Annotated in this window: 30 protein-coding genes; 10 read left to right on the forward strand and 20 right to left on the reverse strand. The window is 51.4% G+C overall.

Annotation, left to right across the window (positions count from 1 at the left end; genetic code table 11):
• Nucleotide 1: 1 nt before the first annotated feature.
• The 6 genes from ispD to HG1285_RS15200 all read right to left on the reverse strand — a co-directional run bounded on the left by ispD (nucleotide 2) and on the right by HG1285_RS15200 (nucleotide 4,200).
• Complete coding sequence (ispD, locus tag HG1285_RS15225) at nucleotides 2-640, reverse strand: 2-C-methyl-D-erythritol 4-phosphate cytidylyltransferase (RefSeq protein ID WP_008286176.1); 639 nt, start codon at nucleotides 638-640, stop codon at nucleotides 2-4.
• A complete protein-coding gene (locus tag HG1285_RS15220; protein ID WP_008286177.1) occupies nucleotides 637-999 on the reverse strand; it encodes a hypothetical protein in 363 nt (120 codons plus the stop codon). Before HG1285_RS15220 ends, ispD begins: the two co-directional genes overlap by 4 nt.
• Before the next feature lie 16 nt (nucleotides 1,000-1,015).
• On the reverse strand, nucleotides 1,016-2,446 hold the full coding sequence (locus tag HG1285_RS15215; protein ID WP_008286178.1) for an aldehyde dehydrogenase family protein: 1,431 nt from the start codon (nucleotides 2,444-2,446) through the stop codon (nucleotides 1,016-1,018).
• 100 nt (nucleotides 2,447-2,546) lie between these two features.
• On the reverse strand, nucleotides 2,547-2,975 hold the full coding sequence (locus HG1285_RS15210) for a DUF4149 domain-containing protein (protein WP_008286179.1): 429 nt from the start codon (nucleotides 2,973-2,975) through the stop codon (nucleotides 2,547-2,549).
• A 20-nt stretch (nucleotides 2,976-2,995) separates the two neighbouring features.
• Complete coding sequence (locus tag HG1285_RS15205) at nucleotides 2,996-3,736, reverse strand: sulfite exporter TauE/SafE family protein (protein WP_008286180.1); 741 nt, start codon at nucleotides 3,734-3,736, stop codon at nucleotides 2,996-2,998.
• On the reverse strand, nucleotides 3,733-4,200 hold the full coding sequence (locus tag HG1285_RS15200; RefSeq protein WP_008286181.1) for a hypothetical protein: 468 nt from the start codon (nucleotides 4,198-4,200) through the stop codon (nucleotides 3,733-3,735). Before HG1285_RS15200 ends, HG1285_RS15205 begins: the two co-directional genes overlap by 4 nt.
• 48 nt (nucleotides 4,201-4,248) lie before the next feature.
• Here HG1285_RS15200 and HG1285_RS15195 point away from each other — a divergent pair, with 48 nt between their 5' ends.
• A complete protein-coding gene (locus tag HG1285_RS15195; protein WP_008286182.1) occupies nucleotides 4,249-5,442 on the forward strand; it encodes an AAA family ATPase in 1,194 nt (397 codons plus the stop codon).
• 3 nt (nucleotides 5,443-5,445) lie between these two features.
• Here HG1285_RS15195 and HG1285_RS19025 read toward each other — a convergent pair whose 3' ends face one another.
• Genes HG1285_RS19025 through HG1285_RS15170 form a run of 6 tightly spaced genes read right to left on the reverse strand, consistent with a single transcriptional unit; the run spans nucleotide 5,446 to nucleotide 12,328 of the window.
• Nucleotides 5,446-7,497 (reverse strand): putative Ig domain-containing protein, encoded by a 2,052-nt coding sequence (locus HG1285_RS19025; RefSeq protein WP_032496272.1) that lies wholly within the window; start codon nucleotides 7,495-7,497, stop codon nucleotides 5,446-5,448.
• 1 nt (nucleotide 7,498) lies between these two features.
• On the reverse strand, nucleotides 7,499-8,494 hold the full coding sequence (locus tag HG1285_RS15190) for a tetratricopeptide repeat protein (protein ID WP_008286184.1): 996 nt from the start codon (nucleotides 8,492-8,494) through the stop codon (nucleotides 7,499-7,501).
• Nucleotide 8,495: 1 nt separating this feature from the next.
• A complete protein-coding gene (locus HG1285_RS15185) occupies nucleotides 8,496-10,052 on the reverse strand; it encodes a secretin and TonB N-terminal domain-containing protein (protein WP_008286185.1) in 1,557 nt (518 codons plus the stop codon).
• On the reverse strand, nucleotides 10,031-10,477 hold the full coding sequence (locus tag HG1285_RS15180; protein ID WP_008286186.1) for a hypothetical protein: 447 nt from the start codon (nucleotides 10,475-10,477) through the stop codon (nucleotides 10,031-10,033). The genes HG1285_RS15185 and HG1285_RS15180 overlap by 22 nt, the downstream gene beginning before the upstream one ends.
• Nucleotides 10,458-10,967, reverse strand: a complete 510-nt coding sequence (locus HG1285_RS15175; protein ID WP_008286187.1) for a hypothetical protein — start codon at nucleotides 10,965-10,967, stop codon at nucleotides 10,458-10,460. The genes HG1285_RS15180 and HG1285_RS15175 overlap by 20 nt, the downstream gene beginning before the upstream one ends.
• Nucleotides 10,964-12,328 (reverse strand): hypothetical protein, encoded by a 1,365-nt coding sequence (locus tag HG1285_RS15170; protein ID WP_008286188.1) that lies wholly within the window; start codon nucleotides 12,326-12,328, stop codon nucleotides 10,964-10,966. Before HG1285_RS15170 ends, HG1285_RS15175 begins: the two co-directional genes overlap by 4 nt.
• Before the next feature lie 83 nt (nucleotides 12,329-12,411).
• Between HG1285_RS15170 and HG1285_RS18655 the strand changes: the two genes are divergently transcribed.
• The 5 genes from HG1285_RS18655 to HG1285_RS15150 all read left to right on the forward strand — a co-directional run bounded on the left by HG1285_RS18655 (nucleotide 12,412) and on the right by HG1285_RS15150 (nucleotide 16,925).
• Nucleotides 12,412-13,023 (forward strand): prepilin-type N-terminal cleavage/methylation domain-containing protein, encoded by a 612-nt coding sequence (locus HG1285_RS18655; RefSeq protein WP_008286189.1) that lies wholly within the window; start codon nucleotides 12,412-12,414, stop codon nucleotides 13,021-13,023.
• 89 nt (nucleotides 13,024-13,112) lie between these two features.
• Nucleotides 13,113-13,709, forward strand: coding sequence for a prepilin-type N-terminal cleavage/methylation domain-containing protein (locus HG1285_RS15165; RefSeq protein WP_008286190.1), 597 nt, complete (start codon nucleotides 13,113-13,115; stop codon nucleotides 13,707-13,709).
• Between the two features lie 3 nt (nucleotides 13,710-13,712).
• The gene (locus HG1285_RS15160) at nucleotides 13,713-13,928 is read left to right on the forward strand and encodes a hypothetical protein (RefSeq protein WP_157560426.1); all 216 of its coding nucleotides are present in this window, start codon (nucleotides 13,713-13,715) and stop codon (nucleotides 13,926-13,928) included.
• A 115-nt stretch (nucleotides 13,929-14,043) separates the two neighbouring features.
• A complete protein-coding gene (locus HG1285_RS15155; protein ID WP_008286193.1) occupies nucleotides 14,044-15,702 on the forward strand; it encodes a GspE/PulE family protein in 1,659 nt (552 codons plus the stop codon).
• Entirely contained in the window at nucleotides 15,702-16,925 is a 1,224-nt protein-coding gene (locus tag HG1285_RS15150; protein ID WP_008286194.1) for a type II secretion system F family protein, read from the forward strand. The genes HG1285_RS15155 and HG1285_RS15150 overlap by 1 nt, the downstream gene beginning before the upstream one ends.
• Here HG1285_RS15150 and secD read toward each other — a convergent pair.
• The 3 genes from secD to gcvT are packed head-to-tail and all read right to left on the reverse strand — an operon-like array spanning nucleotide 16,922 to nucleotide 20,450.
• Complete coding sequence (gene secD / locus HG1285_RS15145; protein WP_008286195.1) at nucleotides 16,922-18,418, reverse strand: protein translocase subunit SecD; 1,497 nt, start codon at nucleotides 18,416-18,418, stop codon at nucleotides 16,922-16,924. The two genes, HG1285_RS15150 and secD, sit on opposite strands and share 4 nt — an antisense overlap.
• A gap of 20 nt (nucleotides 18,419-18,438) precedes the next feature.
• Nucleotides 18,439-19,350: a Ppx/GppA phosphatase family protein gene (locus tag HG1285_RS15140; protein WP_008286196.1), complete on the reverse strand. Its 912-nt coding sequence runs from the start codon at nucleotides 19,348-19,350 to the stop codon at nucleotides 18,439-18,441.
• Between the two features lie 17 nt (nucleotides 19,351-19,367).
• Nucleotides 19,368-20,450 (reverse strand): glycine cleavage system aminomethyltransferase GcvT, encoded by a 1,083-nt coding sequence (gcvT, locus tag HG1285_RS15135; protein ID WP_232219440.1) that lies wholly within the window; start codon nucleotides 20,448-20,450, stop codon nucleotides 19,368-19,370.
• Between gcvT and nth the strand changes: the two genes are divergently transcribed.
• Entirely contained in the window at nucleotides 20,422-21,063 is a 642-nt protein-coding gene (gene nth / locus HG1285_RS15130) for an endonuclease III (protein ID WP_008286198.1), read from the forward strand. The two genes, gcvT and nth, sit on opposite strands and share 29 nt — an antisense overlap.
• Here nth and HG1285_RS15125 read toward each other — a convergent pair.
• The 4 genes from HG1285_RS15125 to yihA all read right to left on the reverse strand — a co-directional run bounded on the left by HG1285_RS15125 (nucleotide 21,060) and on the right by yihA (nucleotide 24,076).
• On the reverse strand, nucleotides 21,060-21,548 hold the full coding sequence (locus HG1285_RS15125) for a bifunctional nuclease family protein (RefSeq protein WP_008286199.1): 489 nt from the start codon (nucleotides 21,546-21,548) through the stop codon (nucleotides 21,060-21,062). The genes nth and HG1285_RS15125 overlap by 4 nt on opposite strands.
• A complete protein-coding gene (miaB, locus tag HG1285_RS15120; RefSeq protein ID WP_008286200.1) occupies nucleotides 21,545-22,870 on the reverse strand; it encodes a tRNA (N6-isopentenyl adenosine(37)-C2)-methylthiotransferase MiaB in 1,326 nt (441 codons plus the stop codon). The genes HG1285_RS15125 and miaB overlap by 4 nt, the downstream gene beginning before the upstream one ends.
• 101 nt (nucleotides 22,871-22,971) lie before the next feature.
• Nucleotides 22,972-23,502: an ATP-dependent protease subunit HslV gene (gene hslV, locus HG1285_RS15115; protein WP_008286201.1), complete on the reverse strand. Its 531-nt coding sequence runs from the start codon at nucleotides 23,500-23,502 to the stop codon at nucleotides 22,972-22,974.
• Nucleotides 23,503-23,521: 19 nt separating this feature from the next.
• Complete coding sequence (gene yihA, locus HG1285_RS15110; RefSeq protein ID WP_008286202.1) at nucleotides 23,522-24,076, reverse strand: ribosome biogenesis GTP-binding protein YihA/YsxC; 555 nt, start codon at nucleotides 24,074-24,076, stop codon at nucleotides 23,522-23,524.
• Nucleotides 24,077-24,090: 14 nt separating this feature from the next.
• Between yihA and HG1285_RS15105 the strand changes: the two genes are divergently transcribed.
• Genes HG1285_RS15105 through HG1285_RS15095 form a run of 3 tightly spaced genes read left to right on the forward strand, consistent with a single transcriptional unit; the run spans nucleotide 24,091 to nucleotide 25,982 of the window.
• Nucleotides 24,091-24,489: an arsenate reductase ArsC gene (locus tag HG1285_RS15105; protein WP_008286203.1), complete on the forward strand. Its 399-nt coding sequence runs from the start codon at nucleotides 24,091-24,093 to the stop codon at nucleotides 24,487-24,489.
• Between the two features lie 21 nt (nucleotides 24,490-24,510).
• A complete protein-coding gene (locus tag HG1285_RS15100; protein WP_008286204.1) occupies nucleotides 24,511-25,407 on the forward strand; it encodes a radical SAM protein in 897 nt (298 codons plus the stop codon).
• A gap of 23 nt (nucleotides 25,408-25,430) precedes the next feature.
• Nucleotides 25,431-25,982, forward strand: coding sequence for an ATP-dependent protease (locus HG1285_RS15095; protein WP_008286205.1), 552 nt, complete (start codon nucleotides 25,431-25,433; stop codon nucleotides 25,980-25,982).
• Here HG1285_RS15095 and HG1285_RS15090 read toward each other — a convergent pair.
• A partial coding sequence (locus HG1285_RS15090) for a UDP binding domain-containing protein (protein WP_008286206.1) occupies nucleotides 25,966-26,370 on the reverse strand: 405 nt, incomplete at its 5' end. The two genes, HG1285_RS15095 and HG1285_RS15090, sit on opposite strands and share 17 nt — an antisense overlap.

The following is a 26,370-nucleotide window of genomic DNA, read 5'->3' on the forward strand; positions in this document are numbered from 1 at the left end:
CTTAAACCTCCTTGGCGAGAAGTCTCTCTATAAAGGGCAGGTCTTCCCTGTAAGTTAGCTTTACGTTCCAGTAAGAACCCATAACCACGCCCACCTTATGCCCGTATCTCTCCAAGAGGCTCGCATCGTCAGTCCCATAAAATCCCTCATTTCTTGCCCTGAAGTGACACTCTATCAACACCTTACGCCTAAAGCCCTGTGGTGTCTGGGCGAGCCAGATGTGGGTTCTGTCTATGGTCTTGAGTATGGTCTCGGAAGACACCTCCTTAAGGGTGTCCCTTGATGGAACCGCCACTATCTTGCCTTCGTAGTCTCCGAGGTTGGAGACCTCCCTGAACATCTCCTCTGTCGCCAAGGGTCTTGCCGCATCGTGGACGACGACAACTTCCGCCTCCGTCTCCAGTATGCCGTTGAGAACCGAGTCCTGCCTCTCCTTACCGCCCTCTACCTTCTTCACTTCCGACGGGACGGATACGTTCAATAGAACATCCTTCGGCAGGACGAGTATTACCTCGTCAAAGATCTTCAGGGCTTTTTCAACCGAATACATAAAGAGAGGCTTGCCATGAAGCTCTATAAACTGCTTACGCAGACCCAGTCTCTTCCCTTCTCCAGCCGCAAGTATAACGCAGGCTTTCATACCTCCTCTCTCATACGCTCAATTCTCGTGAGAATGAGATCCGAAAGGTCTTCTGACTCTTGAGTAATTATTTTAAGCCCTTCCTCTGATTCAAATACATACCCGTAGATCTTCTGTCCCTTGACGTCCGCCTCCAAGGACTCTCTGGTAGTCCTGTCAAGAAACCTCTTCACGCTCTCCTTGTCCTCAAGGTCAACCTCCTGTTCGGAGACCTCTATCTGCTCCTCTGAAACTTCACCCTCTTGAGGGACAAATACCACGTAAACCACCGCCTCCTCTTCTCTGGGAAAGTCAGGGTCATCTATCATACTCTTGAACAAACTCTCAACCTTCTGTCTCATCTGGTGCCTTATGCTCATCTGCAAACCTCCTTTGTTAAGTCAGATCAAATATGACCGTCTTTATCTCCGTGTAGTCTTCTACCGCGAACTTGGGTCCCTCTCTGCCTATTCCGGAGTTTTTGAAGCCTCCGTAGGGCTGGTGGTCAACCCTGAAGGTGGGACCCTCGTTTATCAGGACTCCGCCCACCTCTGCCTCTTTTATGAACTTCCACGCCACCTTTATGTCGTTTGTGAAGACTCCCAGCTGGAGTCCGTACTCCGAATCATTCACCATCTTTATGGCTTCCTCCACCTCTCTGTAAGGGTCAACTATCACAACAGGTGCGAAGGCTTCCTCCTTAAAGAGCTTTGTTTCCGGAGAGACCAAGGACACGACGGTGGGTTCAAAGAGAGCGGTTTTCTCGGACACGGAGACTCCTCCTGTCTCAAGTCTCGCTCCCTTTTCAACAGCTTCATCTATCCACTCTTTTACCCTGAGGACATCTCCCTGAGTTATCATGGGACCCACGTCCGTATTTTCGTCCATAGGATCTCCCACGCGAAGCGTCTTTACATGATCTTTTAGTTTTTTGGTGAACTCATCAAATATCTCCTCGTGGACGAAAACCCTCTGGACGGATATACAGACCTGACCCGCTATGGCGTATCCTCCCATCACAGCCCTCTGAACAGCCTTGTCTAAGTCTCCGTCTTTGTGAACCACTATGGCGGAGTTAGATCCCAGCTCAAGGACGACCTTCTTTATGCCCACCTGACGGGTTATGAGTTCTCCCACCTTCTTACTTCCTGTGAAGGAGACTACCCTGACGTCCGGGTGGGTGGTCATAGCCTTGCCCACATCTCCGTATCCGGGTATGACCGACAGAGCCTTTGGTGGAAGCCCAGCTTCAAGGAGAACCTCCGCAAGCATTATGGGGGTAAGGGGTGTTCTCTCGGAGGGCTTGAGTATAACCGCATTTCCGCAAGCTATGGCAGGGGCTACCTTGTGCATGGAGAGGTTGAGAGGGAAGTTAAAGGGCGTTATGGCGGACACTATGCCAACGGGAACCCTTACGTAAAAGCCTACCTTACCCACACCGTTGGGGTGTGCGTCTATGGGAAAGGTCTCTCCGTTTATCCTCTTCGCCTCTTCCGCTGAGAATATTAATGTCTGGATAGCCCGTGCTACCTCCGTTCTCGCCTCCTTTATGGTCTTGCCCACTTCATAGACCAGCGTCTTGGCAAATTCCTCTGCCCTCTCCTCTAAAAGATCGGCGGACTTCATGAGTATCTGATACCTCTGGTGGGCGGTCATGCTTGAGAGTTCCTTAAAGCCCTCCTTAGCCCTCTCTATGGCTGTATAGACGTCCTCTTCCGTTCCCTGAGGGACCCTGCCTATCACTTCTCCCGTGTAGGGATAAACAACCTCTATCTTTTGGGGGCTGTCCTTCCACTCTCCGCCCACGAGCATCTTCTTCTCAATCATCTCTTACCTCCGGAATAATAAGAAATATACCCCAAGAGCTGTCGCACTACATCTACAAGGTCGGTTAGCTCTGGAAGAGCCCCGGAGGGGCTTCCCCTCCCTATAAGCCCAGCCTGATGCGGACCCCCATGTACACAGCGAGGAATCCCAGCAGGAGGTTTGCTATACCGAGCCACTTAGCCCATCTCCTGTGGTATTCGGAATGCAGGGCTTTTTTCCCAGCCCAGAGGTCATGAACGAGGGATATTACAACTATGATCAGAAACACACCAAGCTTCTCCATTATGGAGCGCCTGGTGAAACCACCGTGGAGGAGATAGGCGTTAGCCACTCCCGTTATGAAGAGGAGGGACAGGGTGATCATTGTTCCGTAAAGGCTGAATCGCTTTCCGACCTCCTGAAAAGCCTCGTTCCTGAAGGGCTTGTCCTTTATGTAGGGGGCTATGACGAGGGAGAGGAATATCATCCCGCCAACCCAGAAGGTTGCAAGAATAACATGAAGCCAGAGCAGAATCTCCTTAGTAAACATCTGTTAACATATTACCACCTTTAGGGCTTTATGACAAGTGCTGCACCGAGCAACATTACGCTTATGGATATAAAGACCTTGAGGTTAGCTGGTCTGACGCGCCGCGAGAGTATAAGGCCGAGATAGACCCCCAGGGGTATAGCCACCGCACCTGCGTATATCAAACCGAGGCTGAAGTGCTCCGTACCTCCCTGGATTCCGTAGAAGAGTATCCTGAAGACTATGTTTGAGGTGAAGAACAGGGTCAGGGTGGTCTTGAACTCATCCAAGTCCTCAAGAACCTGGTTGAGGTAAACCACGGGCGGAGGTCCTCCCATGCCTATAAGTCCCGCAAAGAAGCCGCCTACAAAACCCACAGCGAGGCTGTTCCTCGCTCTGTCTCTCATGGAAAACTTGAGGAGTGCACCCCTCTGTACGAGGAGGTCGTAAAGACCGAGGAGTAGTATAAAAATTCCTATAACCACGCGTAGCGTCTCTCTATCAATAAATAAAAGGGTCTTAGCTCCCACGAATATGCCCGGCACAGAGCCGAGTATCAGCAGGAGAAGTATGTCAAACCTCGGTTTAACCTTCTTCAGGAGCAGGGCGGACATGAAGGCTGTGCCGAAGAGGTTTATTACGGCGGAGGAAACTATCACTGTCTTCGGGTCGTACAGGAGCGAGAGGATGCCGACTATGAATATGCCCGCTCCAAAGCCCGTGAAAGCCTGAAAGAACCAGGCGAAGAAGAAGACCGCAAGGTCAAGGGGATTGAGTGTCACGGATTTCTGCCGAGACCGAAGAGCCTCTTTATGCTCGCAACGAGACCGCCAAAGCGTTTCTTGTACTCACTCTTGAGCCTTTCCACCGCATTCCCTATGAAGCCGGTGATAGATGAGAGCTTCCTCTTGTCCCTTACCCTGTCCTCGTGCATGAACTCCTTGAGAACTTCGTTTACAACCTTCAGCGTCCGTATGGTGCGGAACATTACCTCTTCGGACTCAAGGTTGAGGCTGTCTATCTCCTTCTTTATGATCCTCTCTATGCCGTCAAGGGTGTAGTCAAGACTCCTGTTGGCAACCTCCGGGTCTGTGGGGAAGGAGGTTATTATCTCCAGAAGCTTTGCCCTGAACCTGAGCCTGAAATCCATGAGCTCCGTTTCAAAGGGCTCCTTCTTATCTATGTCCTTGAAGAACTCTTCAACTATGACCACGAGCCTCTCCTCCATGCTGGGGACTCCTTCCATAACAAACCTCCTGTGTGTTTAGGGTTAGATAATTATAAAATTAGGTAGATGAAAGACTACCTTGAGTTTTTCGGTCTTAGGGACGACCCCTTCAAGATCACACCCGATGCGAGCTACTTCTTCCTCTCCGAGTCCCACCAGGAGGCTCTCTCCTCCCTGAGGTATCTACTGGAGACGGAAGAGGGCTTCGCCGTGATCATAGGGGAGCCGGGAACAGGTAAGACCCTAACCATAAGGAAGTTCATAGATGAGTTGCCTGAAAAGGAGGTCAAGTTTGCCTACGTTCTCTTTCCAAACCTATCACCCGAAGAGCTCTTTGAAGCTATACTTGAGGACTTCGGCATAGAAAGTGAGGGGGAGACCAAGAACAGGTTGTTCGCCCGGCTGAGGGACTTCCTCATTGGGGAGAGGGAGAAGGGAAGGAAGGTGCTCATAATAATTGACGAAGCCCAGAACCTTCCCACGGAGACCCTTGAAGAGCTCAGGATACTCTCCAACCTTGAGACGAGCGAGAGAAAGCTACTCCAGATAATACTACTCGGTCAGCCCGAGTTGGAGGAGAAGCTCAGCTCAAAGGAATTAAGGCAGCTGAAACAGAGGATAACGGTTTTCGTGAAGCTCAGGAACTTTACCGAAGACGAGACAAAAGCTTACATAGACTATAGACTCGTCAAGGCTGGCAGGGGTAACCTGAGGGTGAATTCCAGAACCTACCGGCTCGTTTACAAGTACTCCTTAGGGATTCCGAGACTTATAAATATCCTGATGGAGAGGGCTCTTATGGCGGCTTTCGTGGACACGAGCCATGAGATAAAGCCTGAGCATGTCAAGAAGGCAGGTGAGAGCATAGGCATAAGGGTCGGGGGTGAGAGCGCCCGCAGGACACTCCTCTACGCCGGTGTGGGAGGTCTGTTAATCGCTGGAGCTCTACTGGTAGGAGCTGGCAAGCTGATGGATTACCTTAGCCTTAAAAGTGCCCAGAGTGTAGCCCACGTTCCGGCGAAGGTGATGGGTAGGCAGGATACCCAGCGCAGTATAAAAGCCGGTGAGAGGGTCGTTGTGAGTGTCCCCATGCTGAACATGAGGGAGGCGCCAGACCCAAACTCATCTGTAGTTTACATCCTGCGGGAGGGTGACGAGCTGAGAGTCCTGGAGGAAGGTCCCGAGACCTGGGTCAAAGTTCTCTTTTCAGACGGAGATGTGGAGGTGGAGGGTTGGGTGAACGGGAAGTATGTGAGGTGAGCTTTATGAGTCTGAAAAGCTACAATTGTTATCCGTTATAGAAACCCTGCAATTTGAGTAGGAGTTTTGCCATTCCACATCCCACAGCTGACAGAAGTTCACAACACATATTTGAGTATTGCAGTTTTGACCACTATACAGAGTGTATGTTTCCCCGAGTTGGACGTTCATATAACCTCCATTAGATACGGACACACATGTACTGCTTGACGAGGTTCTGTAAGACAGTCTTCCTGGCTTATTATCGTAAAGCCTTATTCCTCCTCCACTGACGCATGCCTGCATGCTGCTACCTTCTGCACCCGATGGATAGCTTACAGCTATTGAGAAAGATTGAGAAGATGTTTGTCCACATGTATCTTGAACCTGAACTGTAAAGTTGTATGTATTTGGAAAATCATAAATATCCGTGCCCGAGATTGAACAAGTAGAGGAAGTATTAGCTGGACATAGGGATAATCCTAATGGCAACGCCCCAGAGGTTATGCTCCAAGAATAAGGGGCTGTTCCTCCCAAAACTGATACAGAACCTGAGTATGAGTTGCATACCTCCCCACTGGGAAGGGAGCTGGCAAAACCTGTTATAGGATCACAAGATATGTTTACCGCATAACTTCCAGAAACGGATTGAGCGGGTGAACAACTATCCTGAAAAGATACGTTGAAAGTACATGTTCCTGGGCTCGTAGGTGTGCCAGATATGGTAGCTCCCGTATTGGAACAGCTAAGGGTTAAGCCTCTACAACTTGTAGGTGTACACCCTGTATTGGTTATAGGAGGTTGTCCACCCGATACCAGTATAGATTGGGAGAAGAAGTTTCCTACTGTTGCGTTGAAAGTTGTTCCGCTGGATGGACTGAGGTACATTGGAGAGCAACTACTTCCACCACCCCCGCTACCACAGTCCGGGTCTCTAACGGTTATTGAAAAACCCTTCGTGTATGTGTTTGAACAGGAAGAGGCTGTTACGGAGAAATTTTCCACACCCTCGGAACATCCAGAGTCAGTTGGGGGTGTTCCAGATAAAACTCCTGTGCTCGTGTTAAGAGTTATCCAAGTGGGCAAACTGTTCCCGGAGAAGGTGTAGCTTCCATCGCCTCCTATGGCGTCAATGTCTGCACTGTAAGCCGTCCCCTCGTAAGCGTCCGGGAGTGTGTTGGTTATTATCTCAACAGGTCTTGCGTTGACAGGTATGGTGAAGCTCTGGGATACGGACTGCCCAGCACTGTCCGTAACCGTTGCGTTGAAAGTAATTTGAGTGGAGCATCCGCTCACTTCTCCCGTTGAGGTAGAGGTATTTGTGTTTATAGTCCCACTTATCGTACCGTCCGAAGATAGTGTAAGTCCGCTTCCAACACTTCCGCTCCACGTGTAGGGCGGTCTGCCTCCGTTAGCTCTGAGAGTGTACGTGTAAGCGTCGTCCTCCACCCCTGCTGGAAGGGTTGACGGGCTTGTTATAGTAAGGGCTTCACACCCCTGAGCACTCTGAAGCTCGTTCAGAGAAACCCATTTGACTATGTCATCGTAAGGTTCAGTCCTGTCTATATCCCCAGCGTAATTGTCCACCGATACCCCGTACTCGTAAACATCTATGGTCTTGGAGGATGTTACTCCCTCCGTTCCTGCAGTCTGATTGTTATAGTTTCCGTCTCCGCTGATGATTATAAAGGCAACGTTGTTTATCGTTTGGATCGGAGAAGAGCAGGCTGTATCCGGACACACCCGAACAGTTATGTTCGTTGATGTAAGCCCACAGAATCCGTAGGTAGATGTGCTTGTAAGGGCATTATCGTAAACGTAAGCTAAGTCCTTGCCGTATGAGTCTTTGGTTGACCTGACCGCAGAGCTCAGCTGGGTGCTATCTGGGAGTCTGCGATTTGAGGTCGCGTACCCGATTATCCCCTCCACGGCGGCGTTGACTATCTCCTTGCTCTCGTTGTACTTAACCCTCTTTATTAGAACTCCTATTATCCCGGCTCCTATGCCTAAGAGTATTCCCAGAACTATCAGGACTATCGCAAGCTCTATGAGCGTCAGTCCCTTTTCCCTTCTCATCTTAAAAACCCATGAATTTAAGATACCTCAGCCTCCGCTCCACGATATCTTTCAAGTTCGGCTCAAGTTCCAGAGACTTGAGCTTTTCATAGAGCCTGTAAGCCTCTCTGTACATGCCTGCGGACTCCAGAAGCCGGGCGTAGTTGTACGCAAGGTAAGGGTCTGCGGGGTTCTTTTCATAGGCACGTCTGTATTCCGCAAGGGCATCGCCGACCCTCCCGAGCCGTTCGTACACGTATCCACGGGCGAAGTGCACGTAACCTTTTCTGTCCAGGTGAAGGAACTTCTTGGAGAGTTTAAGGGCTATGTTAAGACGACCGTTTTTGGTCAGCTCCACGAGGTAAGAGTAAAGAAACCGTTCCTCGGGGAACCTCCTGAGCAGCTCCTCAGCCTTGGCGAACTCCCCGAGCCTCGCGTATGTAACGAGAAGGTTGTTTACCGCACTTTCCAGAGGTTTCAGGGACAGCGCCTTCTCATATAACTCGGCGCTCCTTCTTAGATCACCCTCCCTGAAGCTTCTGTCAGCCTCGTAGAGGAGGCTGTTCAGGTTGAGGGCTGGTTTTGGGGCGGGTCTGGGCTCTTTCAGCTCTCCGACGAGCTTTTCTACCGGCTCTTCATTCACGTTTGACCTGACAGGCTCACGGACTCTGGTCTTGACCTGACGAGGTGCTGGCTTGGGTTTCTCCGGTGCGACCTCCTGCGGTTTTGACTTGGGAGGTGGTTCTTCTACAAGAGGCTCTCGGGGTTCTTCGGGGACTTTAGCCTGCAATTGCTCTATGGGCATCTGCCTGACCGGAGCGGGCTCAAAGCTACCCACCACGAGCTGGGTCAGGAAGTATGCTCCGACAGCACTCACGAGCACGAGAGGCGTAAGGAATATAAAAGCCTTCCTCTTTAAAGTTTCTCCGGAGCCTTTACCTTTGGCTATGACCGGATGTACTGAGGTTTTTCTGGCGTTGTCTTTGAACTTTCTGAGGACGTCTATAAGGAGGCTCATCCTAAAGTCCTATGTTATCAATTATCCTCGGTCTCAGGAATATGATCAGCTCCCTCTTTTCCTTGACGGTTCTCTTGCTTTTGAAGAGGTAGCCGAGCACAGGTATGTCTCCCAACCCTGGAACCTTCCTCTCCTGAACGCTCCTAACGTCCCCTATAAGACCGCCTATAACTACCAGCTCTCCGTTCCTGACGCGGACTATCGTTCCCGTCTCCTTTATGTTCAGGATCGGTGCCTCCGCGAGAACCTGTCCGTTTACCTCAAGGGTCTTGGAGCCTTCAAGGCGCGTGGCAACAGGAATTATGTTCATGACGATACTGCCGTTGTCGTCTATGTAAGGTGTGACCCCGAGGAGCACGCCTTCAAGGACGTTCGTCTTAACTATGTTCTCCTGTATCTGGGTGGTCGTAGTGCCCGTTATGGTGACCGCCTGTCTCTCAAAAAAAGGTGTGACTATACCCGTGGCTATTAGGGCTGTCTGTCCGTTGGAAACCATTATTCGCGGGTTTGAGAGGGTGTAGACCTTCCCGTAGGTGGCGAGGGCGTTCACGAGGGTGGAGAAGTCCGAAGAAACAACGTTTAGGCTGAAGAAACCTCCGGTGGGTATGGAGAGGGTCTGGGAGAGGGTAACGTTGGCTCCCGTTCCGAACACATCTCTGAAGAAGGTGCTCCAGTCTATACCGTACTGGAATACATCCGATAGGGCTATCTCAACTATCTTCGCCTCTATGAGAACCTGCTTACCTATCTTCCTCACGAACCCCTTTACGAACCTCTCTATCCTCTCCACGTTCCTGCGCCTGTCCGTTACCACGAGTGTGCCCGTGAACCTGTTCAGAACGAACTTTCCCTCCTTGGAGAGCATGTTCTTTACGTTCTCCTCAAGCTGTTTGTAGAGGTCGTTTGCCCCCTCCGGATTCTTGTAGTCAAGGGTGAAGTTGCCGCGCAGCCCGGTTGCACCTATTCCTCCGGTAGTTCCGGCGGTAACCCCTGTGGTAGCCGTCCCGTAGGTGCCTCCACTGGTAAGGGCTCCACCCAGCACGTCTCCTCCGAGGGAGCTGTTAAAGTTGGTGGTCGTATGTATGTAGGGAATCCGGAAGGTTTTCGTCATGAACTCTTTAACGTACAGGACGTTGCCTCTGACCTCGTAGTAAAGTCCGGTCATGTCCATGATTATCTCAAGGGCTTCTTTCATGGGAACGTTGTTGAAGGTGGCGGTGATCGTCCTGTTCACATCAACCTCTGGGGACACTATGAGGTTTAGACCGGAGCCGTCGGCTATCGCGTAGAGCACTTTGGTGAGGGGTGCGGAAACGGCGGACATAGAGAAGGTCTTTCCCTCAAAGGGGTCTATCTCCCTGTAGGTGGGCGCGAGGATCGGTGGCGGGGTGTCTGCGGGTGGAGGTGGCGTTGTGCTCTGCCTCTGAACCTCTATGCGTTTGTTCTCTATCTCCTTAGACACCGCTTTAGCGGTCTTATCAACCTCCTCGGACTTCTGGGCGCAGGAGAGCAGCACGGACGATATGAGCAGTAAAACTACTCCGAAACCCTTAACCATCTCTTCCCCCACTTTCCGGAAAGGAGCACGCCTTCTCTGGTGATCCTTACCACCTTCTCCTCAGGAGACAGCCTGTCTCCCTCTTTAACGAGCATTCCGTTGATTATCGCATACCTCCTTCTCTCACCGACATAGGTGAAGCTGAGGACATAGGTGGGAGGTTTCTCCGGCTCCTTCCCGGTTTCTGCCGGTGGCTTCTCCGCCTTCTTTGGTTTCAAATCTATGTATGAAAGCACGTTTACGACCTCCGGGTTGAATTCAACCTCCTTAAACTCAAAATCGGGAAGTGTGTGTAATTCTTTACCTGTTGTGGGAACAAGCCTTTCCTCCACACCGGAGGCGAGCAGCCCGGATACGTAGTAACCCACAACCACGCTCAGCGGTACAGGCAGAAGGAGCATCAGCTTATACACTGTCAGCTTCATTCCTATTCTCCATAAAGGGCTGTTTCAGGGATACGTCAATCTCAACTGTGGGCAGGGGTTCTGCCACAACAGCCACCCTCTCAATAAAAACGATCGGTGAGTTCCTTCCCATGAGCCTCTTGAGCTTTCGCACAAGCTCCTTGCTGTCTGAAGGTTCAAGGCTAAGCTTCAGGTTAACCACCCAGGAGTTCCCTTCCTTTCGTATATCCTTCGTAACCCTGAGCTCGTACGAAGTCTTCAGCTCATCTATAAAGCCGAAAAGTCGCTCAAGGGCTTCCCTTTCGGATAGGGGTTCTATGTTTTCCTCCCTTAACCTCTCCTTGAAGCGCTCCGCAAGGGTCTTCTTTCTGCTCAGCTCAGCCTTCAGCCTTATCAACTCGTGCTCTTTTTTCTCTAAGCGCTCTTCCACTCCGCCGAGCTCTTGGTAAAGGAACAGCAGTGTGGACAGGAGCAGAAGGAGGATTACGTAAAGGGCATACCTAAAGCTCATATTCCCTTCTCCACTATGAGCATGACACTCAGGCGGTTGTTCTTCAAGTCCCTGTTCTCGGACTCCGTCCTGTAGCTGTATCCCTTTGACCCGAGCTCCTCAAGGAGCTTACTCAGCTTTTCCTGAAAGAGCGTCATATCGTAGAGACGCGGAAACCGCTTCTCTATATAAACCTGCACCCTCAGTTTGTCATTCTGAACCTCCATAGCGTAGGCTTTAGCCCTTACGAGCCTTATCAGACCTTCCATGTCGCTGAGCACCCGCAGTGGGTTCCTAAGACGGGACTCGTCAATCGCTCCGAGGTAGGTCTTGTAGTAAGTGAACAGAGGTTCCTTCAGAGTGGGGTCTTTCAGCAGACTCCTCGCCTGAAGCTCAATTAGCCGGGAAAGCCCGTCTATCCTCTCGGAGGTTGAGTAGAGGGAGTAGAGCCTTATACCGAAGAGGGGCAGCAGCAGGAGTAAAAACAACCCTAGAACAGGGAGAGCTCTACCAAGGAACCTCTTGAAAGCCCTTCGCTCTTTCACATCCTCGGGCGAAAAGTCGTAATCCTCTGGGAGCAGGAGCGTTCCAAAGCAGGGCAGAAACTCATTGAAGGTCTCTCCATTAATTCCCCCAAATGTGCCCGACGGCACCGGCACCGCTACACCTCCGGAGGTAAGCTGGACGAGACTCTCCGCAAGGGAGTCCATCTTTATGGCTTCACCGCTCAGTAGTATCAAATCCACTGGTATGTTGCTCCTCTGGGCTACGAATATGTAGGTCATGTTTATGTTCTCGTAGAGAAAGTCCTCCAGCCCTGTTTCCCGTGCATAGGGTGGTATTGCAACCGAGCGCGTGTACAGAACCTCATCGCCGGAGCTGACGGTCATTGTCAGTGTATCCTCGTCAAGAAAAACATGGAACACGGTCTGGTCGGCGGATACGAACCTTGAAATCCCCGCCACGGACAACTGGGACAGGGTGAAGAACTGAGACTCTCTTATGATCTCCTCGTCCAGATTTAGGCTCTGAAGAGCGGACGTGGGCAGAGCGAAGACACGCAGACTCTTCTTCTGAGCACCAGACTCCTCCTCAGCCTCCCTGTAAACTATAAACACCTCTTCCGATACGCCCGCACTCTCGGAGAGACCCTTCTTTATCAGAACCCTCAGGGTGTCCTCGTCCTGAACAGGCGGTAGCTCAAGCCTTTCGTGTATGAGCTCTGGGTAGGATATTGAGATGTAGGCGTTCTCGTCCCTGTGCTCGTCAAGCACCTGGGCGCCCCTATCAACAAGCTCAACCTCAAACCTTTTCCCTTTCTTTTTTAGAACCACGACCCTTCGGGTCGTCCTTGATATAAGAAAGCTCGCCAACTTCCCCATCCCTACAGAAGGATTATAAATACTTGAAATTGTACGGGCATAGTCCGATAATATTCACCAGCATGGAGACAGGAGGTGTGAATATGAGAAGAGATAAGGGTTTCACCCTGATTGAGCTCGCCATAGTCCTTGTGATAATTGGGATAATCATAGGAATGGTTTTAAAGGGGCAGGATTTGATACAGAATGCAAGATTGAAAAAGTTTATAAACGAGGTTAGGAGATATGAACTTCCTATGTGGATCTGTGTTGATAAACTTCAAACATTTCCTGGTGACACAGACAAAGACGGGCTCATAGATGCAGATCCATTAGCAAATACGTGCTATACGAATACTTCTCAGTCCCCCACTTCTCATACGGTGAGCATAGGCGGTTCCTCTTGGTATATCTACTATGGATATGGGAACGATGGAACGAATCCGAATCGAAATGTAATGGTTATTTGCGTGTCAGACGACTGTCAAACTACCTTTGGAGATACAGAGCTTGAGTACGCCCTTGCTCTTGATACGTCCTTTGATGGTTCGGAGGGGCCAAACTCAGGTATTATTATAGGAGCAACTGCTGTTGATGATCCAACTGCAGGAACAGCTAATGTGGTTGCAGATGGAATTTCGCACACGACATCTACAACGTGGACAGGGCTAACCAACATCGTTGCTATTATCTACTACTTTGATAAGAAACCTTAACATTCAAGCCCGCCGAAGCGGGCTTTCCTTTAAACAAAACTCCCAAATACCGACTTTAAAGTATTAGACTATTCCGGAAGAGGGGAGATATGAAGAGAGATAAAGGCTTCACCCTTATAGAGCTCGCCATAGTCCTGATAATAATCGGAATTCTGATAGGTTTCATACTCAAAGGGCAGGAGCTGATAAGGAATGCCCAGATAAAGAGGGTGCACAGGACTTACCTTGAGATGGTTGCGGTGTTCTACTCCTACTACGACAGATACGGAAAGCTTCCGGGGGACGATGACAAGGTGTCTCAGAGGTGGGGCGTGGACACGCTCTTCAACGGGGACGGTGACGGAAAGATAGAGACGGCAAACCTTGGTGTCCTTGACTTCAAATGCACGGACGCAACCAATACGGAGGAGTGTAAGGTCTGGCAGCACCTCAGATTGGGAGAGTTCATAGCGGGTATAGGCAGGGAGAACCCGACTCACAGCTTCGGAGGACCCATAGCGGTCGGGTACATAAACTTTCAAGGGCTAACCTACCACTGGATCGGCTTTCAGGGTATCCCCACGGACATAGCCCGTGACATAGACCTGAAGTACGACGACGGGCTGTACAACGCAGGATGGATAAGGGCTAAAAATGACTACACCGCCATTGAAGGAACGAACACCATGTACTTCAAATTTAAGTGAATGATGGAAAGGAAATACGACTTTTACAAGACTCTTTGGGTTGGAACGGCGGTGGCTGTATCTGGTATGAGCGCTTACTTTGGAAACCTTCTACTTAAATTCCCAGATTTCAATACCAGAGGGGAGAAGATCGCTTTTTTAGGCTCAACACTGTTGATACTTCTGTTGCTCGTGGTTTTTCTCGGGATTACCTTAAAGCTGAGGAGGTTGGTTGAATGAACCCGGATACGGTTGTTGCTGTTGGAGGGCTTATTATCCTCGCTTTAGGAATAATAGCCTTTGGAATAATAACTCTTACGCCTATAAAGACTAAAGAAAAAGCACACAACTAAAAATGGCACGCAAGAAGCTCGGAGAGCTCCTACAAGAACTCGGCTTTCTGTCTCAGGATCAGCTTGAGGTCGCCCTTGAGGTTCAGAAGCTAAACGGCGAGAGCCTCGGGGAGATACTCGTTGACCTGTCCTTTGTGTCTCCTCAGGAGCTCGCTCAGGCTATAGCCCACCAGGCGGGAAGGGAGTTCATAGACCTCTCCCTGTACCCACCCTCGCTGGACGCTCTCAGGTTGATAGACAGGAACACAGCCAAACAGCTGGAAGTGCTACCTCTCAAGCTTGAAGATGGCAGGCTCAAGCTGGCTGTCTCAGACCCCTTCAACGTGAACATAATTGACCTTGTAAAGAGGAAGACCGGTCTTGAGGTGGACATATACGTTGCGGACAGGGAGAGCATACTCAGGAGTATTGAGATTTACTACGAACAGCTGGAGAGACCCCTTGAGGAACAGATTGAGGAGATAGTTAAGAGGGCACCGACTGGTGAGGCGGACGTCCCCAAACTTGTTGACCTCTTCATGAACGAGGGGATAATTGAGAGGGCGACGGACGTTCACATATCGCCGGAGAGCCTTGCCTCCCACGTGTTTTACAGGATAGATGGTGTCTTGCACCATTACTTCTCCATACCGGCAGAACTGCACCCCTCGCTCGTATCAAGGGTGAAGATCATCAGCGGTATGGACATCTCCGAGCAGAGGCTTCCTCAGGACGGAGGCTTCTCCTACACCTTCTTGGGGGAGAGCTATGATGTTAGGGCGTCTACGTTACCCACCGCTTACGGTGAGAACGTCGTTATGAGGTTGCTGCCCAAGAACCTCTCCCTCTTTAACCTCAAGAACCTCGGCTTTGAGGAGGATATACTTCAGGAGTTTGAGGAGGTGATATCAAAGCCCTACGGAATGATACTGGTTACGGGTCCGACCGGTTCCGGTAAAACGACGACTTTATATGCCTCCCTCAGGAGGATAAACTCCCTGCGTAAGAACATACTCACCGTTGAAGACCCTATAGAGTACAGGTTTCCCTTCATAAAGCAAACTCAGGTGAACGAGAAGGCAGGGTACACCTTTGCGAAGGCTGTGAGACACTTTCTCAGACAAGACCCCGACGTGATACTCGTGGGTGAGATAAGGGACGAGGAGACGGCGGAGATGGCGGTTAGGGCTGCCATAACAGGGCACCTCGTTCTGTCCACGCTCCACACCAACGATGCCGTTAGCACCATACCGAGACTCATAGACCTGAAGGTGAAGGAGTACATGGTGGCTTCGGGGGTTCTCGCCATATCAGCCCAGAGGCTCATAAGGAAGATATGTATGTTCTGCAGGGAAGCCTATAAAACCACTAAGGAAGAGCTAAAAGCCTTCGGCTTTTCTGAGGAGAGCCTTGACAAATACGTTGATAAAGACGAGCTTACCCTCTTCAGGGGTAAGGGGTGCGAGCACTGCAGGGGGACAGCTTATCTCGGCAGGGTGGCTGTGGTGGAGCTCCTCAGGGTGGACGAAGAGATAGGGGACATGATAGTGAGGGGTTACCCACCCCTTGCAATACTACAGAGGGCTAAGGAGAAGGGTATGAGAACCCTTAAAGAGGACGGACTACTAAAGGTTCTGAAAGGTGTTACTACTCCAGAAGAGGTCAAGAGGGTGGTAGGCTGATGCCCTACTATGCTGTTAAGGCGGTTGACAACTCTGGGAGGGTTGTGAGCAGGGCGATAGAGGCGGACAATGAAGTCCAGCTCCTCTCCTTCCTTGAGTTCCTGAACCTTACACCAATTAAGGTTTCCAGAAGACCCGAGCTTCTGGGAAAGGTTCAGAAGACGCTCCACTTCAGAAGTGTAAAGAGAAAAGACCTTATAGACCTCTTTGAGAACCTTCACCTCCTTGCCCAGTCTGGGGTTCCTCTCGGGGTAGGTCTGTGGGATCTCGCGGAGGACATGGAGAACCCGGCGATAAAGGACATGCTCCACGACGTGGCTTACAGGATACAGTCTGGGCTGTCCATATCGGATGCTCTGGCACGCTATGAGGACGTCCTCGGTTCAATAGCCGTCAACCTCGTCAGGATCGGTGAGGAGACGGGAAGCCTTGACCGGGTCTTCAAGGACATATCGGAGCACTACGCGAGGATAGAGGACTTTGTGAGCAAGGTAAAGCAGGCTCTCATATACCCTGCCTTCGCCGTGTTCACGGTAACTATAGCCCTTGTATTCTGGCTCGTCTACGTCCTGCCGAAGCTCGCGGAACTTTTCAAGGGGCTCAACGTCCAGCTCCCCACCATAACAATCGTTGTCATGAACATATCCGAGTTCGTGAAGGAGTACATACTCTACATATCAGCCTTCTTCGTTATCCTCACTGTCACCATACTCTTGCTTAGGAAGAAGAACGAGAGGTTCAGGTACGTTACCGATAAGCTCTTCCTGAAGGTGCCAATAATAAACATGATCCTCTACAACTTCAACTACGCCTTCTTCTCAGAGTACATGAGACTCCTCGTTTCCGCCGGAGTATCCCTTTACGAGACCCTGCAGACCCTTGAGGAGTCCTTCCACAACAGAGTCTTTAAAAGGGCTATGGCGTCAATGAAGGAGAGCGTATCGGGCGGTAGTTCCATAAGCGAGAGCATGAGGAGGACTCAGCTCTTTCCCTCCCTGATGCTCAGGATGATAGCGGTCGGTGAGGAAACCGGCGGGCTTGACGACCAGCTTGACTACCTTGCCAGATACTACTACAACAAGCTGGACTACATAACCCAGAACATAGCGAAGATAATTGAGCCCCTGATAATCATCACCGTAGGTCTCTTCATGGCGATAATCATGATCAGCCTCCTGCTCCCCATATACGACCTCATATCCCAGATAGGCGCTCAGTTCTAAATCTTGAGCCACCTGCGTTTTGCGAGGAAGTCAAGGAAGACCTTGGCGTAGTAAACGTTTGATAGGAAGCTCGCTATCGTTCCTATGGCGAGGGTTGTGGCAAACCCCTTTACGGGACCGCTGCCGAACTGGAAGAGTATGAGGGAGGCAACGAGTAGGGTTATGTGGGTGTCCCACACGGCGCTCAGCGTCCTCCTGTAACCGAGCTCTATCGCCTTCCTGAGTGTGTTCCCCAGCTTCAGCTCCTCCTTAACCCTCTCAAATATCAGGACGTTGGAGTCCACCGCTATACCCATGTTCAGGATTATTCCTGCTATGCCGGGTAGCGTGAGGGTTGCGCCGAGACCTGCGAGACCAGCCCACAGGAGCAGTCCGTTAAGGAGTATGGAAACGGTAGCGGACACACCGGCGGTCTTGTAGCGCACTATGACTACCAGGAGCAGGAGGAAGAACCCGAGTACTCCAGCCTTTATGCCCTGCTCTATGGCGTCCTTACCCAGGGATGGACCGACCACCTTCTCCTGAAGTATCTTGAGGCTCGTGGGGAGCGCCCCCGTCCGCAGTATGAGTGCGAGGTCTCTGACCTCTTGGGGCGTGAAGTTGCCCGTTATCTGTCCCCTGTCCGATATCCTGCTTCTTATGACCGGGGCGGAGACGACCTTGTCCTCAAGGACTATCGCAAGCCTCTTACCTATGTTCTTGTATGTGAATTCACCGAACTTATCAGCTGCTTCGCTCTTGAGCTCAAAACCAACGGCGGGTGCGCCGAACTCGTCCTTTGTCATGTAGGCGGTCTTGAGGTCTGAACCCGATATCACGGGAACCTTATCCACGAGGAACCACTCCTGTCCTTCCCTTGAGGGGAGTATCTCGGTGTTCTTTGTTAGCTTCTTCTCCAGCTCTTCCCGTGAGTAGGAGCTATCTATGACGAGCTTTAGCTCTAAAGATGCGGTGCTACCTATTATCCTCTTCGCCCTCTCTATGTCAAGAAAGCCCGGGAGCTCAACGAGTATCCTCTCCTTGCCGAGACGGGTAACTACGGGCTGCGCCACACCGAGCTTGTCTATCCGGTTTCTGAGGACTTCTATGGTCTGGTCTATTATGTCCTTCCTGAATTGCTCTAAGTAAGCTGTGGAGAAGGTTACCCTGAGGATACCCTCTCCTTTCCTTTCAATAACGGCATCCTGAATTATGTCCCTCACAGCTTCCTCTATGCGGGGCAGCTCGCTCTCTTCCAAGTACTCAATCTCCAGCCTGTCGGGGTATGCGAGCACATCAAGTATCCTCAATCCCTTTTCCCTGAGGGTTTTCTCCACAAGGCGCGCGGTCTTCTCGTACTCATGCTTTAGAGCCTTTGAGTAATCAGGCTCAAGCACCATGGATATACCGCCCCTCAGGTCAAGACCGAGGTTTACGGGCTTGTAAAGGACGACCGCAAGCGACAGGATAACGAGGAGTGCGAAACCAATAAGGTTGTAGGTTGTATTCTTCATTCCGCTAAATATTATACGGGCTAAGGCTTTTCAGAAAGCGCCTCCTTCACTATGAGCCCGTGCTTCACTCCCCAGTCGCCCACCCTCAGGCTGTCCTTATCAAACACCTCAAGGAGCTTTACGAACATGGCTATCCCGGAGACTATCACCTCAGCCCTCCTGTCCTCTATCTGTTTAAACCTTCTGCTCCTCTCCCTGTAGGGCATGGATACCAGGGTTTTAAACCACCTCCTCAAAGCTTCAAGGCTCAGCCTCTCCCCGTGAATTCTAGAGGGGTCGTAGGGGTAAACTCCCTTCTCAAGGGCTACGAGGGTTGTTATGGTGCCGCCGAGTCCAACTATCTCGTCAACTTCCCTCTTTAGGGGTTTTATCTTCTCCTCTAAGAAGTCCATGAGCTTTTTAACCTCTTCTTCCGTGGGAGGGTCGTGCTTGAGGAAGCTCTCGGTCAGGTTAACTATCCCAACGGGTAGGGATACCATGTCCTTCACCCTCATGTCAGAGCCGAAGATGAACTCCGTTGAGCCACCTCCCTGGTCAACCACGAGGAACTCTCCCTCCGGTCTCAGAGAGTAGGCGGTCGCTAAGAAGGCGAGCTCACCTTCCTCCTGGGGGGTTATGATCTTTACCTCAATCCCCGTCCTCTTCCTGACTTCTTTCAAAAACTCATCAGCGTTTTCTGCCCTCCTGAGAGCTTCGGTGGCAACCGCCACAACCTTATCAACGCCGAGGTTCTCTATGTCATTCCTGTATTCCTCTAGTACCCGAAGGGTCTCTTCAACTCTATCCTCCCTGAGACGTCCTGTCTCCTTAACGCCGCTCCCAAGGGATGTTATGTAGCCCTTCTCAAGGAGTATCTCTATGTCTCCGTTCTTGACCTCCGCGACGGTGAGCCTGACCGAGTAGGAGCCTATGTCTATGGTTGCTATACGCATGGGAATAGTTTAAAGGCTCACTTCTTGGGACGTTTCACGAAGGGGTACTTCCTCAGCACAGCCCTGAGGAGTCTGTTTCTTACCTCAAGGAAGACTTCGTTTCCCTCCTTCCTCTCCTCTATATCAACGAAGCAGAGGGCTATTCCCTTGCCGAGTGTGGGGGAGAAGGTCCCGCTGGAGACCACTCCGATCTCCCTGTCTTCCTTGAATACTCGGTACCCCTCACGGGGGACACCCTTATCCACCATCTCAAGTCCGAAGAGCTTGCGCTCGGGTTTTCTTTCCAATAGCGCTTCCCTTCCTACAAACTCCTTGGAGAGGTCAACGAACCTGTCTAAGTTCGCCTCAAGGGGCGTTATATCTTCTGAGATCTCGTGTCCGTAGAGGGGAAAGCCAGCCTCTATCCTGAGGACGTCCCTCGCCCCGAGACCGCAGGATTTTACCTCTTTCACGAGCTCTTTAAAGAGCTCCACTCCTTCGTCCACGGGTGCGTAAACCTCAAAGCCGTCCTCCCCGGTGTAGCCGGTTCTTGAAACAATCGTGTCCCCAAAGGTCTTGAAATGGTAGTACTTCAGGTCGGAGACGTCGTAAAACCTGCTCAGTATTCTCTCGCCCTCCCTGCCCTGAAGGGCGATCTGGACGGTTCTATCGGAGGCGTCCTCAAGGGGTATGTGCTTTCCCACCCACTCCTTTATCTTCTCCCTGTTGCCCGCATTTACACAGAGGAAGAACTCTTCCTCCGAGAGCATATATACGGTTACATCGTCCTTTACGCCTCCCCTTTCGTTGGTGAAGAGGTTGTACTGAACCCTCCCGGGTTTCAACTTCTCAAGGTTGTTTGTCGTGAGCTTCTGGAGAACGCCGAAGGCGTCCTTTCCAGAGACAAAGAACCTCCCCATGTGGGATATGTCAAACACCCCTGCGCCTTCTCTGACAGCCTTCACCTCGTCCACTATCCCCGAGTACTGGAGGGGCATCTCCCACCCGTTGAAGTCCGTGAAGCGCGCACCGAGTTTTCTGTGGACTTCGTAGAGAGGGGTTCTCATGGGCAGTATTTTAAAATGTTCACCCATGAACAGGTCGGACATTCCCAGGGTCATAGAGATTCTAAAAGAACACTACGAAAGATGGGAGGCTCCCGTGGTTACACTCGTCGCCCAACACACCCACGACCCCTTCAAAGTCCTCATCTGCGCCCTTCTCTCCACGAGGACGAGGGACGAGACCACAGCGAAGGTCTGTGAGAAGTTTTTTAAGAAGGTAAAGAGTCCGGAGGACATACTCAAATTGCCCCTAAAGGAACTTGAGGAGCTTATATACCCGGTGGGCTTTTACAGGAACAAGGCAAAGCAACTAAAGAAACTTGCGGAGATCCTCATAAGGGACTTCGGTGGGGAGGTTCCCAAGACGAGGGAGGAGCTCCTTAGACTGCCCGGCGTTGGCAGGAAGGTTGCAAACCTCGTCCTCGCTGACGGATACAGCATTCCCGCTATATGCGTTGATACCCACGTTCACAGGATAACCAACCGCTGGTGTCTGGTAAAGACCAGGACACCCGAGGAAACGGAGAAAAAGCTCATGGAAGTCCTTCCAGAGGAGTACTGGATAGTTATAAACAGGCTGCTGGTCGCCTTCGGGCAGAGGATATGCACACCCCAGAGACCGAGGTGCGGAGAGTGCCCGATAGAAAACTTTTGCGGAAAGTGTCTTTAGCTGTGCTCACCTCCTATCTCAAAGTCCTCGGGTCTTATGTTCTCAAGCCACTCCCTAAGCCTCTGCTTCTCGTCGTCCTCCTCGGGTTCGGGTACACGCGACTTCTCAAGAACTTCCTCCGCAACGAATATGGGAGCTCCAAACCTGAGGGCGACGTTTATCGCATCGCTGGGTCTTGAGTCTATAACTAGGGTGTTGTTTCCCTGAACTATGTATATCTCCGCGTAGTAGGTGCTGTCCTTGAGGTCGTTTATCACTATCCTCTCCACATTACCGCCCATCTCGGTTATAACCGTCTTCAAAAGGTCGTAGGTCATGGGTCTGGGTGGTTCAACGTCCTGAAGTTTCATGGCTATACCGTTAGCCTCAAAGGCTCCTATCCATATGGGGAGTATCGTTTCCTCGTCCTCCTTAGCCTTTAACACCACTATGGGCATCTGGGACACAGGGTCAAGGGTAACTCCGTGAACCGTCATCTCTATCATCTCACCACCTCCAAAAGCTCACACTCAAGGTTAAAGGGAGAGGCGCTCTCAACCCTCACCTTAACGATCTTTCCGAGAAGCTCTCTACCACCTTTAAAGGTAGCCCACTTATTGGTGGTAGTCCTGCCTATGAGCGTTCCTTCTCCCCTCTCCTCCTCAACGAGAACCTTCTGAACTGTTCCCTCGTACCTCTTGGAGAGCTTGCCCATTATAGCCTTTTGAAGCTCAAGGAGCCTGCTCATGCGCTCTGTCTTAACCTCGTCGGGAACCTGTCCCTCCATCTCTGCCGCCGGTGTGCCCGGTCTGGGAGAGTACTTGAAGGAAAACACCTGCTCAAACTCCACCTCCCTGACCACGTCAAGGGTGTGTTCAAAGTCCTCGTCGGTCTCCGTGGGAAAGCCCACTATTATGTCCGTGGAGAGGGCTATGTCTTCCACCGCCTCCTTGAGACGGTTTATCCTATCAAGATAAAACTCCTTGGTGTACTTCCTGTCCATCAGCTCAAGTATCCTGTCCGAGCCCGCCTGGAAGGGAAGGTGAAGAGCGTTGCAGACCTGAGGTATGTCCGCCATAGCCTCAACTGTGTCGTCGGTGAGGTCTTTGGGATGTCCGGTTGTGAAGCGTATCCTCTCCACGCCGTCTACCTTGGAGACCTCGTAGAGGAGCTCGGAGAAGGGAATGGGTCTTTCAAAGTCCTTACCCCACGCTGTAACGTTCTGACCGAGCAGGTGTATCTCCCTGACGCCTTCGTCTACGAGCTTCTTCACCTCTTCTAAGATGCTGTACATAGACCTTGAACGCTCTTTGCCTCTCGTCTTGGGAACCACACAGTAGGTACAGTTCTTATCGCAACCTTTAATTATGGTCACGTAAGCGCAGTAGGGGTTGTCCCTCTCGGTGGGGAAGTCCCAGACCGCATCCTCGTCCTCCGGCGGAGCCTCCAGTATGGCGACCGCCTTGTATCCAGCCTGAGCCTGGTTTATGAGCTCGGGAAGCTGATGCATGTTGAAGGAGGAGAACATTATGTCCACCGCAGGAGCCTTCTGGACGAGCTCCCAGCCAGCCCTCTGTGCCAGACAGCCGGACACCGCTATCAGGGCGTTGGGGTTTCTCTCCTTTATCTTTTTATACTCCCCTATGTGGGAGAGAACCTTCTGGTCTGGCTTTTCCCTTATGGTGCAGGTGTTAAGGAGTATAAGGTCAGCCTCTTCCCAGCTCTCTGCGGGCTCATAGCCGAGCGTCCTGAGTATTCCCCTTATCCTCTCGGAGTCGTTGAAGTTCATCTGACAACCGAAGGTCTTTATGAAGTACTTCTTGCCCATAGTAATAATTTTGTGGTGTCTCAGGCACTTAAGCAAGTTTAATTTTGAGGACTGAGAGCGTAGGGAGTGCTATCGGCAGGTCATTTAGAGGGGTGTTCAATTTAGAGTTTTTCAATAACGAGGCTTGAGTTCGTGTATACGCATATCTCGGAGGCTATCTCAAGGGACTTCCTCACTATCTCCTCCGCGGACATATCCGTGTTCCTGTAAAGGGCGAGCGCAGCCGATCTGGCGTAGTCTCCTCCCGAGCCTATTCCCAGAACGGGCTCGTCAGGCTCTATTATGTCCCCGTTGCCGGAGAGGAGGAGCATGTGCTCCCTGTCCACCGCGAGGAGGAGAGCTTCCAGCCTGCGAAGGTATTTGTCCATCCTCCAATCCTTTGCCAGCTCAACGGACGCCCTGAGGAGGTTTCCCCTGAACTCCTCAAGCTTCTGCTCAAGCCGCTCCATAAGGGCGAGACCGTCCGCCGCGCTACCGGCGAACCCAACAATCACCTGCTCTTTGTACAGCCTCCTTATCTTCCTCGCCGAGTGCTTTATGACGGAGCTTCCAACGGTGACCTGTCCGTCCCCGCCTATAACGGTCTCTCCGTTCTTCCTGACTGCGAGTATGGTGGTTGAGCGGCTCTCCATCACCTAAAGGATTATACAGCTAAGGGGCGAATATCCTGCTGAGTATCTCCTTCTTACCCCTCCCCTCCCGGGCGGAGCTCATAACTATCGCGGAGCTACCCACGAGCTCTTTAACCTGCTTAAGCGTTCGGGAGAGCTCCTTCTGCTTGGCCTTGTCCGTCTTGGTGAGGACTACAACGAAGGGCAGACCTACGAACTGGAGCCACTCTATCATCTGTCTGTCTAACTTCTGCACGCCGGCAACGGCGTCTATCAAGAGAAAGACCACTCTTATGTTCTCTTTCCTCCCCTTAAAGTAGTTCTCCATCATCCTCTTCCACTTATCCTGCTCTTCCTTTGGAACACGGGCGAAACCGTAGCCGGGGACATCAACGAGGTAAACGCTGTCGTTCAGGAGGAAGTAGTTTATAGTCCTCGTCCTGCCGGGCTCTTTGCTCACCCTCGCTATGTTCCTGCCGGTAACCATGTTTATCAGGGAGCTCTTGCCCACGTTGGAGCGCCCAACGAACACGACCTCGGGTTTGTCCGGAGGTGGGAAGTCTGCGGTGGTGGATTTTAGAAACTCAACTTTCATATAAAATATTTTGGGTGAAGATAGCCTTCCTGTGCACCGGGAACTCTGCCAGGAGCCAGATAGCGGAGGGTTTTGCCAGACACGTATCCCGGCAATTGGGTAAAGACATAGAGGTGTTCTCCGCAGGTTCCAGACCGGCAGGCTACGTTCACAGACTCGCTATAAAGGTCATGGAGGAGGTGGGTATAGATATATCCTCCCAGCGTTCAAAGAGTCTGGACGACATTCCTTTGGACGAGGTTGACCTGGTCGTTACCCTCTGTGACTCTGCCAAGCGTGAGTGTCCCGTACCTCCGGGAGTCAGGACAGAACACTGGGCTATACCTGACCCTGCGGGTAGGGGGCTTTACGGCTTCCGGTGGGTTAGAGATGAGATAGGGAGGCGTGTGGAGGAGCTCATAGAAAGCCTATAAAGAGGTAAGTAAATTATTCCCATGGAGTACCCGTACTACCTTACCCTTTACGAGAGCGGTGAGCTGAAAGATAGGGTGGAGAGAGCCAAGGATATGCTTCTCTCCTGCAGGGTCTGCCCCCACGAGTGTGGTGTGAACAGGCTGGACGACGATACCGGATACTGTAAGACGGGCAGGTATGCGAGGGTGTCTTCTTACTTCCCTCACAGAGGGGAGGAGTTCCCCATAAGAGGTTACAGGGGAAGCGGAACCATATTCTTCTCCTACTGCAATATGAGGTGTGTCTATTGCCAGAACTACGAGGTGAGCCACCTGGGCGAGGGAGAGGAGGTGAGTCCCGAGGAGCTTGCAGGCATTATGCTTGAGCTCCAGAAGCTGGGAGTTCACAACGTAAACCTCGTGTCGCCCTCGCACGTCGTTCCCCAGATACTTGAAGCCCTTTACATAGCAATTGAGCGTGGTCTCAGGATACCCATTGTTTACAACACATCCTCCTTTGATTCCTTAGAGAGCTTGAGGCTCCTTGACGGAGTAGTTGACATATACCTCGCGGACTTAAAGTACCTGAACAGAGAGTTCGGCAGAAAGTACTCAAGGGTGAAGGACTACCCCCGGCATGCTAAGGAAGCCATAAGGGAGATGTACCGACAGGTGGGCAACCTGGAGGTTGATAAGGACGGCGTAGCCGTGAGGGGACTTATTGTAAGACATCTGGTTCTTCCCAACGACCTGTCCACCACAGGAGAGGTTTTGAGGTTTCTGAGGGAGATAGACCCAAAGCTGGCGGTGAACGTGATGGATCAGTACTACCCCTTCTATAAGGCTAAGGATTACCCGGAGCTCGCAAGGAGGATAACGGGGGAGGAGTTCAGGAGGGCGCTTGAGGAAGCTAAGGGGCTAACTCTGGTAAGGGATTAATATATTCTGTGATGCGGGAGTTTGTGGACGTAAGGAGAGAGCTGGAGGACGAGTTCAGAGAGGTAAGTGAGCTCTTCCGGGAAGGAAAGGTTGACAAGGTGAAGGATAGGCTCAGAAGTCTCATAGAGAGAGACCCTTACTACCTTGAACCCTACGTTCTCCTCCACGACATATACGAGATGGAGGGAAGGGTTAAGGACGCGGAGGAAGTTCTTGAGGAGGCTTACAGGAGAGCCATGGAGCTTATATCGGAGGAGGGAAGGCTACCGGACAGGCTTGAGTGGAAACATTCCACCAACAGGCACATAATAAAAGCCTTAATAAATATGGGAGCCTTCTACTGGGAAGTGGGTGAGCTTGAAGAGGCTCTGAAGATCCTCAAGGAAGTGTACAGGATGAACCCCAAGGACGAGCCTGGGGTGAGGTTTTACATACTTGCTATACTTGAGGGTATGAGCTTTGACGAGTTTGAGCAGGTATTCTCACGGGACGGAGAGTACGACTACGAAGACCTGAACCACTGGTTTGAGAAGCACGCCCCGGAACACCCGGACTTCTTCACCCCCTCCCTATAGAGAAGTACTCAAAACCGAACTGCTTCATACGCTCAGGCTCAAAGACGTTCCTGCCGTCCACCACCACGGGAAGTTCCATCAGCTCTCTTACCTTCTTCATGTCAGCCTTGGCAAACTCCTCCCACTCGGTAAGTATTAAGAGGGCTTCAGCCCCATCAACAGCATCGTACTTGTCCTCCACGTAAGTTAAATCCTCTCCGGGGAGGAACACCCTCCTGAAGTTCTCGGTGGCTTTCGGGTCGTAAGCCCTCACTTTGGCTCCCCTTTTAAGCAGCTCCGGCAGTATCCTGAGGGATGGAGCCTCCCTTATGTCGTCGGTGTTGGGTTTGAAGGCAAGACCCCAGACGGCAACCCGCTTGTTCTTGAGAGTCCACAGGGCGTTGAGAAC

The organism is Hydrogenivirga sp. 128-5-R1-1 (assembly GCF_000171895.1).

Bases quoted from the DNA above. Each gene is read 5' to 3' on its own strand.
- ispD (WP_008286176.1), bottom strand. From the start codon at position 640: ATGAAAGCCTGCGTTATACTTGCGGCTGGAGAAGGGAAGAGACTGGGT.
- HG1285_RS15220 (WP_008286177.1), bottom strand. From the start codon at position 999: ATGAGCATAAGGCACCAGATGAGACAGAAGGTTGAGAGTTTGTTCAAG.
- HG1285_RS15215 (WP_008286178.1), bottom strand. From the start codon at position 2,446: ATGATTGAGAAGAAGATGCTCGTGGGCGGAGAGTGGAAGGACAGCCCC.
- HG1285_RS15210 (WP_008286179.1), bottom strand. From the start codon at position 2,975: ATGTTTACTAAGGAGATTCTGCTCTGGCTTCATGTTATTCTTGCAACC.
- HG1285_RS15200 (WP_008286181.1), bottom strand. From the start codon at position 4,200: ATGGAAGGAGTCCCCAGCATGGAGGAGAGGCTCGTGGTCATAGTTGAA.
- HG1285_RS15195 (WP_008286182.1), top strand. From the start codon at position 4,249: ATGAAAGACTACCTTGAGTTTTTCGGTCTTAGGGACGACCCCTTCAAG.
- HG1285_RS19025 (WP_032496272.1), bottom strand. From the start codon at position 7,497: ATGAGAAGGGAAAAGGGACTGACGCTCATAGAGCTTGCGATAGTCCTG.
- HG1285_RS15190 (WP_008286184.1), bottom strand. From the start codon at position 8,494: ATGAGCCTCCTTATAGACGTCCTCAGAAAGTTCAAAGACAACGCCAGA.
- HG1285_RS15185 (WP_008286185.1), bottom strand. From the start codon at position 10,052: ATGGTTAAGGGTTTCGGAGTAGTTTTACTGCTCATATCGTCCGTGCTG.
- HG1285_RS15180 (WP_008286186.1), bottom strand. From the start codon at position 10,477: ATGAAGCTGACAGTGTATAAGCTGATGCTCCTTCTGCCTGTACCGCTG.
- HG1285_RS15175 (WP_008286187.1), bottom strand. From the start codon at position 10,967: ATGAGCTTTAGGTATGCCCTTTACGTAATCCTCCTTCTGCTCCTGTCC.
- HG1285_RS15170 (WP_008286188.1), bottom strand. From the start codon at position 12,328: ATGGGGAAGTTGGCGAGCTTTCTTATATCAAGGACGACCCGAAGGGTC.
- HG1285_RS18655 (WP_008286189.1), top strand. From the start codon at position 12,412: ATGAGAAGAGATAAGGGTTTCACCCTGATTGAGCTCGCCATAGTCCTT.
- HG1285_RS15165 (WP_008286190.1), top strand. From the start codon at position 13,113: ATGAAGAGAGATAAAGGCTTCACCCTTATAGAGCTCGCCATAGTCCTG.
- HG1285_RS15160 (WP_157560426.1), top strand. From the start codon at position 13,713: ATGGAAAGGAAATACGACTTTTACAAGACTCTTTGGGTTGGAACGGCG.
- HG1285_RS15155 (WP_008286193.1), top strand. From the start codon at position 14,044: ATGGCACGCAAGAAGCTCGGAGAGCTCCTACAAGAACTCGGCTTTCTG.
- HG1285_RS15150 (WP_008286194.1), top strand. From the start codon at position 15,702: ATGCCCTACTATGCTGTTAAGGCGGTTGACAACTCTGGGAGGGTTGTG.
- secD (WP_008286195.1), bottom strand. From the start codon at position 18,418: ATGAAGAATACAACCTACAACCTTATTGGTTTCGCACTCCTCGTTATC.
- HG1285_RS15140 (WP_008286196.1), bottom strand. From the start codon at position 19,350: ATGCGTATAGCAACCATAGACATAGGCTCCTACTCGGTCAGGCTCACC.
- nth (WP_008286198.1), top strand. From the start codon at position 20,422: ATGAACAGGTCGGACATTCCCAGGGTCATAGAGATTCTAAAAGAACAC.
- gcvT (WP_232219440.1), bottom strand. From the start codon at position 20,450: ATGACCCTGGGAATGTCCGACCTGTTCATGGGTGAACATTTTAAAATA.
- HG1285_RS15125 (WP_008286199.1), bottom strand. From the start codon at position 21,548: ATGATAGAGATGACGGTTCACGGAGTTACCCTTGACCCTGTGTCCCAG.
- miaB (WP_008286200.1), bottom strand. From the start codon at position 22,870: ATGGGCAAGAAGTACTTCATAAAGACCTTCGGTTGTCAGATGAACTTC.
- hslV (WP_008286201.1), bottom strand. From the start codon at position 23,502: ATGGAGAGCCGCTCAACCACCATACTCGCAGTCAGGAAGAACGGAGAG.
- yihA (WP_008286202.1), bottom strand. From the start codon at position 24,076: ATGAAAGTTGAGTTTCTAAAATCCACCACCGCAGACTTCCCACCTCCG.
- HG1285_RS15100 (WP_008286204.1), top strand. From the start codon at position 24,511: ATGGAGTACCCGTACTACCTTACCCTTTACGAGAGCGGTGAGCTGAAA.